This is a genomic window from Luteibacter sp. RCC_6_2 (genome assembly GCF_041360655.1).
Lineage (GTDB): Bacteria > Pseudomonadota > Gammaproteobacteria > Xanthomonadales > Rhodanobacteraceae > Luteibacter.
On the sequence record NZ_JBFUPQ010000001.1, the window covers coordinates 132,564 to 146,325 of the forward strand.

Genomic DNA, 13,762 nt, shown 5'->3' on the forward strand with positions numbered 1-13,762 from the left:
TTACGTGTCCAGCCGGCGCAGCAGCTGGTCCTTTTCGCCGGCGGAGAGTTTGTCGAACGCCAGAATCATCCGGGCCAACCGCTCGTCACCGGCGAATAGATACGCCGGCGGCACATCCAGAGCCTCGGCCAGCCGCTTGACCGTCGCCAGATCGGGCTGATGCACGCCCAGTTCATAGCGATTGATGCGCGTGCTGGCCACAAACGGGTCCAGTCCCGCATCGATGCCCACCTGCTTTTGGGAACGCTCTTTCATCTCGCGAGCCGTCTTGAGGCGATGCTGGAAGACCAGCCGGAGGTCGTCGTACCGGGGCATGGGAAGCAAGCCGCGTAGGAGGGCCTACGAGACTCGTAACTTTCCCTTGCCCCGGATACTACGAGTTTCGTAGTATCCGGGGCAAGCGCCTTCGCCGGCCGTCTCGGGGTCCTCGAACCCATGCAGCTCGTGCTTGACGATGAATCGGGTATTTCCATTCCGCTGGACGACGACGTCCGCGAGGCCTGGATGGCCCAGGCGGCCCGGGCAGCGGCCTCGGAAAGCACAGATACGCTACGCGAACGGCTGGCCGCCTGCCTGGCCCAAAGCATCAGCGAATGCCTGGATCCGGATCTGAAAACGCCCACCGACGCGCAACTTCGGTACGCCACCGAGATCGCCCGTCACTTAGGAGTGCCGCTTCCGGCCGACGCGCTTCGATTCCGCGGTGCGATGTCTGAATTTATCGGTCGGTTCGCTGATTTACACCGGGCGAGACGGCGGACCCCGTCCCCTTAGACGCATCCCGCTCGTTCGGTATCCGAGACATGCCGTATTTCTCGACCCATGGTCGAAGCCCACGATGCGCTCGTCGTGACGACGACACCATAGGCCGACGCACATGCGTGGTTGCGCGAGAACCCTTTCCGCATATTGCGTGCCAGCTTTCACCTACCTTGGTTAGCGCTGTTCGCACGCTCCGAAGAGGCATACTGTGGCTTCCAACGGCCCCAGGGCTGGAGAACCATGCGCCGCACACACGCCCCCGGCAGGGTGGACGCCCTCACTCGAGCGGCCGAATACGTGCGGATGTCTACCGATCAGCAACAGTACTCGACGCAGAACCAGTCTGCGGCAATCGCAGCCTATGCGGCTGCCCATGGCATGACGATCGTCAAGAGCTACCGTGACGAGGGACGAAGCGGTGTGCAAATCAAGGGACGTCACGCACTGCAAGATCTCCTCGGGGACGTTCGCGACGGAAAAAAGGATTACGACGTCGTGCTCGTGTACGACGTGAGTCGTTGGGGTCGGTTTCAGAACCCCGACGAGGCGGCTTACCACGAGTTCGTGTGCCACCTGGGGGGCGTCAGCGTCGTCTACGTGGCGGAATCCTTCTCCAATGATGGAACCCCATTTTCAGCCGTTTTGAAGGGGCTGAAACGGGCGATGGCCGGAGAATACAGCCGCGAACTGTCCACGAAAGTGTACGCCGGGCAGTGCCGGCTGATCGGCTTGGGATACCGTCAAGGCGGCTCAGCGGGCTACGGCTTGAGACGCATGCGACTGGATGCTTCGGGATGCCCCCAAGGCATCCTGGAACACGGACAGCGAAAGGCGGTCATGACGGACAGGGTCATCCTAGTACCGGGTCCTACGGAGGAGGTTCGCGTGGTGCGCCGGATATTCAGGGAGTTCGCCGCCGGGCTGGGGGCAGCTGCTATCGCCCACAAGCTAAACGCCGACGCGATCAGTTTCCTTGATGGGAAAAAGTGGAATAACCATCGCGTCCGGGCGCTGCTCACAAACGCGAAATATATGGGAGACAATGTCTTTGGACGCACCCACGGGAGCCTCCACCTGCCTCGCGTTAACGTGCCCGAGGACGCATGGGTCAGGCGGAAATCCTCGTTCCAGCCTCTCGTGTCACGGCAACTGTTCTTCAAGGCCAAGGAGCGTTTCGAGAGGATGGCAAAGAAGATGGGAGATGAAGATGTCTTGTCTCCGCTCAGGGAAATCGTTGCACGGGAAGGACAGATCACGACCCGGCTCATTCGGGACGACCCCAGTGCCGTGTCTGTGCCCACACTCGTGCGCCGTTTCGGTGGTTTGCGGCACGTGTATCGACTCATCGGGTACACACCAAAAAAGAATCTCGTCTATGCGGACGCACGGGTCCATTTCCTTGAAGTGCGAGAAAACACCATGGCCCACGTCAAGGAAATGTTTGAGCAAGCGGGGCTATCCGTGGTTCGCCAGGGCTGGCAGCTTCAGGTCGAGCAGGCGTGGTCACTGTCTGTCGCGGTTCTGAGGACCTCGCTTTATCACGACACGGAGCGCTGGTACGTCAGACAGTCTCCTCACGACGCGGACATCGTGATCTTTGTGCGTCTATCGGCCGACGGATCCACGATCAGAGACTACGTGTTTTGGCCTGCTGCCATCTACGGGTTCATTCCCGAGAACGTTTCTAAGCGAACATATCCGGCGGTCGCTGCCTATACCTCGCACTCGCTTGGCTCGTTAGTTCGCTGCCTGGGGCGGGGACCCGTGGACGCGCCGCCTCTTGATCGCGCATCAGGTACACATGGGTTGGCGGATCGGTGCAGGAAACGCGGTCGATCGATCATAGAGGCGCTGACCATCGTTGAATGCTTTCTAGACCTCACGAAAGAAGATGCAAACTTCGGTGCACTGGAGAATGTGACGGATGGAGAAGGGGAAACAATCCTCCGATACATATTGCTGTCCCGGCAAAGTAGCGCTCAACTCAAGAACGCCGCTCTCGTCTGCTGGCTAGCGATGCACCACCCAGCAGCATTAACGTCCCTCCAGTGGGGAGCGGACGACCTTCTTGCGTGAGGGATTGCGGATCATTGCAAGCGATGAGCTTACGGCACAAGTTGTATGCGCCTCGTCGATCCAAGGACAACCGAACTGTCGGTTCCAGCGCGCTCGTCGCGCCATGCACCTATCCTCTTCAAGTCGTCGGACCGTGCGGCAAATTACTATCGTCTTGGTGCTGCCGAGCCGTGCCGCATGCAGGACTTGATGACGTCGCCAACGGGTTAACGACAGATCATCTCCCGGACACTCGACGGTAGCTTAATTGTGAAATGACAGGCTCGGCAAAGGCAGAGATTCTATCGTTGGCCCGGTTACCCCAGGTTTCCGAGTCTTTTAGGCCAGCTGTGGAGGCAACCGTCGCTTTGAAGTCCGAGGCCTACAGCTTGCGTGCCTCCGCCTCTGCATCGCTTATCCACCCGACGGTTTCCTTTGGCTACAGTGGTACCGCCGATAGCCTGTCCTTCGTAAAGGCTTGCCTGCCCTTCCTCTGTACGCGTAGCGAGTCCTCAATGCGCATGCATGTGCCAACGATGCAACTAACTGGCGGAAATTGCGATGGAAGCCGGTAATGATGTCGCGGAAACGCTCGAATCCACCCAGTTCGGCGCTATCGCCAAAAAGTAATGTCAAAGAACGCGGCTGACTTGTGCACATGCTAACTGTGGGCACGACTTTTTTCTGAACCTTATTTCGCGCTCTTCTCGCCTCGTTCTCTCAGTGGACGGTACTTCTCCGTGACGTCGGCGATCGTAGGTTCGTTCAGGCTGCATCTATCGTCTTTGCACGCAACCAGTAGGACGCGCCCCGTATTAAAGGGCCATTCGAGCGGATCACCGTTAAATACAGGCACCCTCAAGATTAAATCACACGTACCGTCCTTCCTGAGGCGGACCTGCATCTCATCCCAGTTCCGACCTTCCCATGCAACAGCATGCGAGAAGCGTACAGCTTCGACGGTATCAGCCACTGCGGCCCTGCATCCCCTTGGCTCCAATATCACCAGACTAGAGTCGGGTTGATCCCGATGATGAATACGCCACGTGTGCTCTGCGTCGGTATCCGCCCACCGCGGCGTATCGGTGATGATCGAGTTCTCCTGCACGATGCACCAAGCACGCAAACGAATCTCGCAAACACGGGGTGGCATCGCGGCGCTGTGTTCGGATAGGGACGCTGAATCTGCTCCGGCGGCGTGGTTCAATACCAATAAGAATGACACCAGTGGCAATGCCAGAAAAGTTGCCTTTCTTACCATTTCAGCACCCTCCAGTTGCGGCATGAACATCCGGAGCGCACACATTCGTGTTTGTCGGCGCGTTTAAGATCTGCCGGACCGACTGCTCACTCGCGGGGCTCTGTCCATCAAGCATGATTCCCGAGGCGCCCGGCGCAGTTTGCGTGCGCACGCTCCCATCCAAGGCCCGACCTCCCTTATACAGGTCCTCCGCTCCACCCGCATGCCCACCCAGTTCGTGACCAAATGTTCCAGGCGTCGCCGGCGCGCGCCCCCCGGCACCAACAGTAACCACGTCCCCGCCAATGCTGCTGGTTTCAGCCCGCCCCGTAAAAGTGACTCCTTGGGTGTCTGGGACCACCTTTACGGTATTTTCTGAACCAAACTTGCCTGATCCGTCTGACTTAATGGCATGAGCATCAACCGTCACGTTCGTACCGTTAATGCTCACCGTTCTCGAGAAAGCATCGTGAATAGCTTTTTCGATGGCCGGCGCCGAAACCGGAGACAGCGTGCTGCTTGTATCCAGATGATAGACGACAACATAGGTGACTTGATTGTTCGCCGTCCAGTAAAGCTGAGCTACGCGGCCGTCAGGGTCTACCATCACCACGGGATTGTTGTTTGCGTAGTTGTATCGACCAAACGTCGACAGATCACCCGGCGAAGATAACTTCGGATCGACGCTGGAAAACCTTCCGACTGCCGGGTCGTAATATCTCGCCTGCATATAGACAAATCCCGAGGCTGGGTCCGTCACGTGCCCCGTATAGCCCGGGCCGGCTGCAGTCGCTCCAAGAACCTGTGTGCCGTAGGGTCTGTAATCAGCGGTTGATAATATATTGCCGGACGCATCGGCTGTGGCGAGTGGCGTCCCTTGCTGATTGGTGTAGTAATAAGTGACGGTCTCACTTGCGTAGGCACTGATGCTGGCCAGAGAGAGAAGAAGCGCTGGGATCCTGCGGCAGCCGAGTATATTGAGGGTCTCGACGGTTCTCCCCGCGAGGACTAGCGGCAGCAAGCGAGTCACATTAGTCATGACTTTTCTCCGAGTCACGGCGAGGGAAACGGCACATAGTCGGAGCACCCGGACGCGTTACATGCACGCACGGAATAGGTACCGATAAGAACTGGAGAGGATCCCGCCTGGAGCAAGGCCGATGTAGCTGACCCGCTGTAAATCGACGTCGCCCCGGTTATCACCTCGTATCGGCTTGCCGTGTTTACGGCGCCCCAACTTCCCTGGAAACGGATGTTAGACGTGGTGATCTGCGTCTTTACCGTCTGCACGTTATTTGGTGGAGTTGGTGGGAATAACACCTTCACCGTGGCGGTCGAACTGTAGGCGCCGCAGCCGGCCACATTGCAAGCCCGGACGTGATAGCCGTAGGTGCCGTTGCTCTTGCCGCAGATGTTCAGTGTACCGGACCCATCGTTGATGACTGTCGCAAATCCCCCACCGTTGAGCTGCTCTTGCATGACATATGAGCTCGCCCCGGTCACGCCCCCCCACGCGACTGTGTAGCAGCCGTCGATACTTATTTCAGGTGCCGAAATTGTGGGTGCCGTGGAGGGTGCGATGGTCACAGTACTGACACGGACGGGGGTATAGCCGCTGCATGGACCTGAATTGCACGCGCGGACGCGGAAGTAGTAGGTTCCACTCGCGGACAATAGTTTAGTGAACGACGTCCCTAGGCCACCATAGATCTTCGCGTAAGCTATATTGTCGGAGCTCTGTTCCAGTTCATAGGTTAGGCCGTGGCTTGACGTGCCCCAGCTCATGCTCACCGGCCCCGTGCTTGTCGCCGGCACGGTGAAGGACGAGGGAACCGACGGCGTATGTCGAAAGACGATGGTGCCTGTGGCCAAGCCGGTCCACACGCTACATCCGGATGTATTACACGCCTTAACGTGGAAGGCGTAGTTCCCGTCATATGGTGCGGATACAGACGTCGACAGTCCTGGCCCTGAGTAGACCGCGGCCCATATGACCCCTGTAAAAGATTCGACTTCATATGAAGTTGCCCCAGCTGATGCAGACCAAGTGATCGCAAAGCTCTGTTCATCGCCACTAATGACAGCATTGATTGACGGGGGTGCTTCCGGCCGACCTTGGGTCGTGCTAACCACGGTCGTGGCTTGCGCACTCCAGGCGCCACAAACACCAACAGTGCAGGCGCGGACCTGATAATGGAACGTACCGGCGGTTGAATGACTTACCACCTGATTAATCGCGGTCCCGGACGCGACGGTCGCCCAACCACTACTCCCTGATTGCTCCTGGAGTTCATAACTCGTTGTACCGGCGACGGCCGTCCAGGAGACCGTATAGCCTGTTCCCACTAGCGCAGACGCAGGCGCACTAAGGACCGGTACCGACGGTGAACTGGCCTGGGTATTGACAGTACTGACGACGAGTTTGTTGCCGAGGTAGACGTAGTCCGTGCCAGCATGGGTCGTGGGGTCAAACTGCCACACCAACTGGCCAGCGGCGCTGTAGGCGTAGTACGTCGTCCCTGAGGGGGAGACACTTCGGACACGCCGCCCGGAGCTGTCGTACAGGTAGTCGCCCTTCCCTGTTACCGACGTCAGGCGGTTGGCAAGGTCGAACACCATGACCTGACTGTCACGTTTGGTGGTATTGCCCCTGGCATCGTACTCGAAAGCGTGGTTCGTACCGCCTAAGATGGACTGAAGGCGGTTAGCTGTATCATAGGTGTATGTGTTCGTCGTAACACCACTCGTAATGCTGCGAATATTGTTCGCAGTGTCGTATGTGTAGCTTTCGCTGCCCCAAAGGCCTGACGCAGTTGCTGACGCTAGCCGGTTGAGTCCATCATAAGTGAGTGCGCGGCTCCTCTGGCCAGAACCTACATAATCGTGAATGTCGATAATGTTCGCATTCTTGTCATACGTAAAATCCTCACTTATCGCAAGCGCGGCAGCGGTGCCCACGGTAATGTTCCTCATCAGGTTTCGCGGGTTGAGCGTACTGGAGAACAACGCACCGTTGCCGAATGCGAAGGATTTAAGCTGACCGTCTGGATGGTAGGCTGCAGACGTGGCGTAGACCCCCGCTTTTGTTGGCTGTCCCAATGCATTAGGGGCGAAGGTGACAAGCTTGCCATCCGGATACTGCATGCTCGCAGCGTTCCCATTAGCGTCATACCCGTACCCGATGGTCCACGAAAAGCTGCCAATGGATAGGACCTCTGCAGTGAGCAGCCCGCGGCTATTTCGGCCAAAGGTCCAGCTAGTCGTGCCGCTAGTGTTGGGATTGGCTGTGGCACTCGTTGAGATGGCTGTCGCCGGATTGCCAAGCGGATCATAGGTGAAGGACAGGGCCGCAGATCCGCCGGGATAAGCGACGGAGGTCAGGCGATTCATGCCGTCGAACGTGCGAATGGCTTTCGCCGCAGTAGTAACCTGATCATACCCACAACCAAAGCTGTCACCGTTCACTGGCTGCCCAGAGGCCACCCACACTGTGTTCCCGGCGGCGTCATAGCCGGTCATTTCACTTTGCGTCTCGGGGTCGAATGTGCGGCAAAGACGTTGCTGAGAATCGTAATAGAGTTTCCTAAGCACGCCACCCTGACTAATTTGCTCTGGGTCGCCGTAAACGTTGCGGATGATGGTCTGGACGACGGGAGAGTTTCCGTCTGAAGTACTGACACTAATGGGCTTGTCGTAAGCGGGCTCATCGAATGCCTGGTTGGCTGTATCGACCACGTTGCCGTTGGGATCTACTACACGACGTACACCGCCGGACAAGTAGCTGCTTGTTGTCGTTACTCCGGCGAGCTCTGCCGTCTGCGTACGGGATATCTCGCGCCCAAGAACATCGTAGGCTGTAGATATGCCTTGTGTGATGGCGAAACGATCTAGGGCGCCGTCGACGGGATAAGAATCAAAGATCTTTCGGCCAACCCAGTCATATTCGGTGCGGGTCGAGACATATAAGGCTCCCGTACCCGCTTCCGCTTTCCCCGTCATCACCGGGCGAAGCATTGAGTCAAAATCGGTGCGTTCGGCGTAGTTACCCTGGGTCAGCGTACGGACCCAGTGATTGCCTCCCATACCACGTGCGTCCGCGCTGTACGTATAGGTGAAGACCTTCGGTGCCCAAGCCACACTGTCACCAATGGGATAGTTTATCTGCGCGACACGCCCAATGGCATCGTACGCATACGAGGTAGTCGCCCCCGCCTGATTTGTAATGGCCGTGATTTGTCCAAAATCATCGACTGCAATGGTTTCAGTCGTGCCGTCCGGATGATCCGGCGCTTTGTCTGGAAAGTTGATAGTAGTGGGAATACCCAACTTATAGGCAGATAGCGACGTTGTGTTGAGTCGCGGGTCGGTGAAGCTAGCGAGCTGTCCCTGTGCGTTGAACGAGTAGTCCATTACTCGCTGACCGAAACGGTCGCGGGACACGAGCATAAGGTTGGCGTCGTAATTGTTTTGGCTCACGATTTGGTTTTTCGTGAGATTCGTCGCGACTAGCGGCAGCCCTATAATGCTTCGGTCCGTACTGTCCAAATAAGTGTGGCCTTCATCGACGAGGAAAGCAGCATTGAGGCTGCTGAAACGCCGGGTCACTGCAGGTCGTACAAACGTGTCGAACTGCAGCACCTGCCATGTATAGGCGTCACCGTCCTGAAGAATGACCTTCTTGCTTCGTGGCGCTTCACGCTCCTGACGGTACAAGTTAGCCCATATGTTGTACCCGCCCCCAAAGCGCACCGGCCACGGTCCTTGATCGAACGCGGCGTACTCAGATGTCTCGGTACGCACCGGAGTACCCGTGGGACTGTTAGTTGCGAAGTATTCGATCTTGAGCGGTTTACCTTCCGTGGCGTCGGCGCGGTTCGAAAAAGTGTAACGCGTGAGCTCCTGCTTGGGATTTACGAGGAGCGATGTGCTGGTCGTATCGCAGCCGGATACAACGCACGTAGCATGCCAGCTCGCGCTTGCCTGAGGATAACTGTACGTCCAAGTCTGCGGAGGAATGCCAGCCCCGGAGAAGGTCTTAACGGTAAGGGCAAGGTTGTTCGTATAGCGTGGCCGCATCTGCGATCCCAGATCCGCCGGCATAGTCGCAGAACACGCTTCGACGACGTCGGAGCGAGCGTGCCGCCTGGGATGCGCTTCGAACCGCCCTTGAATACCAGACGGACCGGTGATAGTGCCGACCTGGTTGGATTCGGGCGGTTCCGCGACATCATTGCAATGACCAATCGGCGCAGTCGACTTGACGTCGAACGTTAGGGCGGAGAGGTCATACGCCCAAGCGCTCCCGTCAGGCAGTACCACACTGGAAAGCACTGAACCACCGCCACTCACGGGCGTGTAGGCATAGGTCCAGCTCCGGGTGCCGCTGTTTGCGGTGACGACGTTGACTTTGCTCACATGTACGCCGTCGGCGGCGTACTCAAACGTAACCGTTCGACCGTCGCTCGCGGTGATGTTTGTTAGCTGGGTCCCGATCCAGCTGTAGGTCAAAAAGTTACCGAATCGGTCCTCCACGCGGGTCACAGCCATGACACCTAGATTGCGGATGATGCCGTAGCTGCGCGCAGGCCGATATAGCAGCTGATTAAGCCAATACTTCTGCCCGTCGGGGCCGACAGCCACGAAAGCCTCGCCCTCTTCGCCATTGGCGGTCGAGGCCAGACACCCCAAGTGCCAGCGACCTTTGGAGATGGCGACATAGTTTAGGCCGCCGATGATCGGCGCCGCTGGCGACGTGGCGACTCGAAAGAGCATGTCCTGATCGGACACCCCAGGAATTTGAAGCGTGTATCCCTGATTCCACCATGCATCCGGCGGTAGGGGGTCCGTCCCAGGCCGACCCACGCGCTGGTCAGGTGGCGCACCGAAATGAGTGCAGCGGTCGGTGCGTGCGATGGAATTGACCAGCCAGCCAATCTGGTTGGGCCCTGCAATGAGGGTGCCCTGGTTCGACGTCAGCGTCGTGAGGCGCGGGTAATCGAGGTCCCAGTCGCCGAATTCGGAGTTCGACCATCGCACTGACGCGTCGCCGTCGGCATGGAATGTGCGGCCAACTTCGATAGTTGGGCCCGTCCCTGGCACGGAAATGTCGACCACATGAAATGAGAACCCGCCGTCGAAGACGTTGACAGATTCCCCGAAGGGATTCTCGCCGAGGGGCTGGACCTCAGTATCGACTCTGACGAGTTTCTTGTACTCGTCCTCAGGGTTCGTGGTCGCAGTCTGCGCGGCAACACCACTGGAAACCGACAAGAACGTGAACGCGAGACCGCATAACCAACCGAATCGGCTCGTCATGGTTCGGGATTCCAATGAGTTAACATTCGAAAGCGCCCCGCAGCCTCATCGGCTGCAGCCCCTGGGTGACGTACGTCGAGCACGCTTCCGGCTAGCGCTGAAGCGCCCTGCGTCGATGATCCCCGCCCCCACTCGACAACTGACGCTAGTCCTGATGGTGATGGACGAAAAGTAGGCCGCAAGTCGTAGGTTCATGCGGAGGGATGGCATTTTTCGGTCGCAATGCCTTAAGTCGGCTAGGCTTTTTTAAAGAAAGCCGAGACCGTGTAGGAAAACCCCTACACGACTTAATGGCATTCGCTTACAGCACGCATGCTTGACCACTTGGCAGAAATGCTGCTGATCCCTCTGTGCGCGGCGCTAGTTGGCTGACCCGAGCGCGAGGAATGACATAGAAAGAGGCTCTATCGACCTCAGCCGCTGGTCAAACTCGCAGCCTACGTGCGGCGGATAGAGGTTCGCCCTTCAATGGCGGCCGCGCTGGAACGGGAAAGTGCGATCCCATTGGTGGCCATCTCGGAATCAAGGTTTCCCGTCGGCTCGTCTGCCAGCAGGAGGCGGGGGCTGCCGGCAAGGGCTCGTGCAATCGCTGCTCTCTGCTGCTGGCCACCCGAAAGTTGAGAAGGGTAATGCTTCATCCGCGATCCGAGCCCTACGCGAGCGAGGGCCTCTGTAATTCGTTTCTGACGATCGGCCGCTTTTAGCCGGCGGTAACACAGCGGGACGTCCAAGTTATCGAAGAGGTTCAAATCAGGAAGCAGATTGAAACCTTGAAAGATGAAGCCAATCTTCTCGTTGCGAAGCCTGCTTCGCTCACGATCACCCAACGCCGACGCGTCTTGACCGTCTAACCGTTCGGCTCGAAAAGTCGTCGTGAACCGACGTACGTCTATCTAAAGATCTCGCTACGTGATTAGCGGACTACCGACGGCAGTGCCTGCTCGCCCTCGTAGAGCAGATGATAAAGAAAGTGTAGTTACACTCATCGGTTTTCCAGCGGAAAGGATGCTGGCGGTTGGTTACTTCGCACGCGGCGCCTTCATCGGCTCTTTCGAGCCAGCCGCCAGAGCGCTTCCACGATAGGTTCGACCGTGATCTTGTACTTGCCCGGGAACTCACCTCCTGGCCCATGGACCCGGTACATCTCGTGCTTCTTGCGTTCCACGCGTAGCCAACCTTGCTCGGCATCCAGACGGGCAACAACATCCGAAGCCTCGACGGCGACCATGCCATCGGTATGGCAAACCAGCACGACGAAAGATGCCTTATAGGTGGATAATAGGTCTGACAACGACGAGATGTGGGATGACGAGAAACTGAAAGGCCACGGTCGCAGACGCTGGGTAGCGTATTTCACCTGCAGTCCGACTTGTTCGTTGAGGACGTAGTTGAGCAGACGCCCGCCCTCCTCCTGCGGACGTATCGTCACCGCGCCCCCATGCATGGCCACGATGTCGGCCAGTACCGCGCCGTGATACAGCTTGTACTCACGGATCATTCGCGGAGTTCTTCAGGAACTTGATGGACCCGACAAACTTGTAGATTAGCCGCGCCTTGCCCTTGCCGTTGTGGATGACGAAGAGGTGGTGGACGGTCGATTTAGGCGCCTTGTTCAGCTGGGTCGTACCGATGAATCCCTTGGCGCGGACGATGGATTTGGTATCAGCGTCCTTGTACCCGGACATATCCAGTGGGGCATGCACATGCAGGGTATTGGCAGAGCCGATCGAGGTCCGCTCGATGTATCGCACCAGGTAGCCGGGCATCGCGGCATCGCCCAGCAGCGCGGCCAACCGGGTCAGCTTGTCCTTGTCAGGCTTGCTCGAGCTCAGCAGCTTCTGCACCTCTTCGCTGTAGTCGAACAGGCCGAACGACATCTCGCCTCGGTCCAAGTCGACTGTCGAGCGGTCTATGCTATTGGCGGCCACCGGCGAGATCCGCGCATCGCCCAGCCATACCAGCGAGCCCAAGCCGTCCTTGATCGCCGATAGCGCCAGGCGATGGAAGACGAAGCAACGGTGCCAGTCCATGTAGAGCGCCTGAGGGATCGTCAGTTCGAAGAAGCTGAGGTAGTCCCCGCGGCTACCAAACATGCGCGCACGCTGGATGTAGGTGTCCTGCTGAATCTTGTGCTGCACATCGCGGGTGAAGAACATCGACAGGAGGTTGTTGAGCGTCACGCCGCGCGAGACGATGTTACCCCCGATGATGATGGTGAACAGGCTTTTTGGGTCGGTTGCTGCGCCTGCGTTATCCTTCCAGTCCCGCTCGCTGTTGAGCACAACCAGCGCGTTCCGAGAGATGTTCTCCAGGATGTAGGCAGTAATGTCATCGGCCGAGGCCTCGGGATAGCGGTCCTTTGCCAGTTGCCAAATGGCCTTGGTATATGGCTCGAACTTAGCACCCTCGCGCGATACCAAGACTGAAAGGGTCTGCTGCACGGCAGTCCAGTCGTCCTTGTGGTCCGCTTTCTTGCCACTAGTATGGACGAGAAACGAATAACACTCTTCAGCCTCATTGACGTAGACGTTGAGGTAGGCGGCATTGACTAGGAATCCGAACAGGGCCTGCCGGGCGTGGCGCGGGTCGGCGCCGGCGTCGGCGAGCAACGTGCGCTGATAGGCAATTGGACCTTCGAGCGGGAAGAACGTGTCCTGACCGGTGTACTTCGAGTGCGGAGGGAAGTCGACCCAGACAGAGCTGTCGTTTTTGAAGGTGTTATTTAGGTCCAGGCGAGCTGGCGTCGCAGTCACCCCAATATAGATCCCCTTCTTCTTGAGGATCTTGCCGATGAGGTCGTTGATAGGGGTCTTTCCACCGGAGTTGACCTTGGCATTGGGCGAGGCGTAGTCCGCCTCGTCGTCGATCACGATAACGCCATCGATGCCGGATAGTTTTTCCAGCAGCTTGTTGAGGTCGGAGCCGTTCTTCTTGCAGAAGATCACGTGCTTTTGACCCTTGATCTTCACTGCCGGATCAAGGATTTCGCTGAAGTTGCGCGCCGCCGGTGCGAGGCCGGACATCTTGAACCGGCCGAGGTTCTGGCCTAGCAAGTCCACGCTGTCATTAAGCAGGTGAACGATCACATCCCTGCCCTCGTCGAGCAGCTTGGCCGTGAGGCAGATCATCATCTCCGTCTTGCCGCTTTGCGGCTCCCCATAGATCACGAACGACCGATGCCCATCCTCGAGGTTAGTGATGGCGCCGCGCACGGCCTTCTCAATGGACTGGACTTCCTTGCCCGCGGCGGTGAGGCGCTTTAGCTGCCGAGCATACTGGGCAGTAGGTACGGACGGTTTCTTGAACCGATTAATATCAAACGCGTTGGTCATGTGTCTTCCCTGGGGTTGAAGCTGTGGCTGCCCAAGGCCCCCGGCCTTACGGCAAAGC

Annotated in this window: 7 protein-coding genes and 1 pseudogene; 2 read left to right on the forward strand and 6 right to left on the reverse strand. The window is 58.0% G+C overall.

Annotated features, from left to right (window positions below):
• A complete protein-coding gene (locus tag AB6730_RS00580) occupies nucleotides 1–315 on the reverse strand; it encodes a helix-turn-helix domain-containing protein (RefSeq protein ID WP_371021719.1) in 315 nt (104 codons plus the stop codon).
• Between the two features lie 120 nt (nucleotides 316–435).
• On the opposite strand from AB6730_RS00580, the gene AB6730_RS00585 reads away from it, so the two are divergent.
• Together AB6730_RS00585 and AB6730_RS00590 are read left to right on the forward strand one after the other, a co-directional pair.
• On the forward strand, nucleotides 436–774 hold the full coding sequence (locus AB6730_RS00585; RefSeq protein WP_371021720.1) for a hypothetical protein: 339 nt from the start codon (nucleotides 436–438) through the stop codon (nucleotides 772–774).
• Between the two features lie 228 nt (nucleotides 775–1,002).
• Nucleotides 1,003–2,838 carry a recombinase family protein gene (locus AB6730_RS00590; protein WP_371021721.1) on the forward strand — a complete coding sequence of 612 codons (1,836 nt, stop codon included), beginning with the start codon at nucleotides 1,003–1,005 and terminating at the stop codon, nucleotides 2,836–2,838.
• A gap of 1,241 nt (nucleotides 2,839–4,079) precedes the next feature.
• Here AB6730_RS00590 and AB6730_RS00595 read toward each other — a convergent pair.
• From AB6730_RS00595 to AB6730_RS00615, 5 genes and pseudogenes are all read right to left on the reverse strand, one after another.
• Nucleotides 4,080–5,096 (reverse strand): RHS repeat-associated core domain-containing protein, encoded by a 1,017-nt coding sequence (locus AB6730_RS00595; protein ID WP_371021722.1) that lies wholly within the window; start codon nucleotides 5,094–5,096, stop codon nucleotides 4,080–4,082.
• Nucleotides 5,097–5,110: 14 nt separating this feature from the next.
• Nucleotides 5,111–10,372, reverse strand: a complete 5,262-nt coding sequence (locus AB6730_RS00600; RefSeq protein WP_371021723.1) for a hypothetical protein — start codon at nucleotides 10,370–10,372, stop codon at nucleotides 5,111–5,113.
• A 470-nt stretch (nucleotides 10,373–10,842) separates the two neighbouring features.
• A pseudogene (locus AB6730_RS00605) lies at nucleotides 10,843–11,247 on the reverse strand (ABC transporter ATP-binding protein); the annotation flags it as partial.
• Between the two features lie 164 nt (nucleotides 11,248–11,411).
• On the reverse strand, nucleotides 11,412–11,870 hold the full coding sequence (locus tag AB6730_RS00610) for a hypothetical protein (RefSeq protein WP_371021724.1): 459 nt from the start codon (nucleotides 11,868–11,870) through the stop codon (nucleotides 11,412–11,414).
• On the reverse strand, nucleotides 11,860–13,704 hold the full coding sequence (locus AB6730_RS00615; RefSeq protein ID WP_371021725.1) for a Z1 domain-containing protein: 1,845 nt from the start codon (nucleotides 13,702–13,704) through the stop codon (nucleotides 11,860–11,862). Before AB6730_RS00615 ends, AB6730_RS00610 begins: the two co-directional genes overlap by 11 nt.
• Nucleotides 13,705–13,762: the final 58 nt, after the last annotated feature.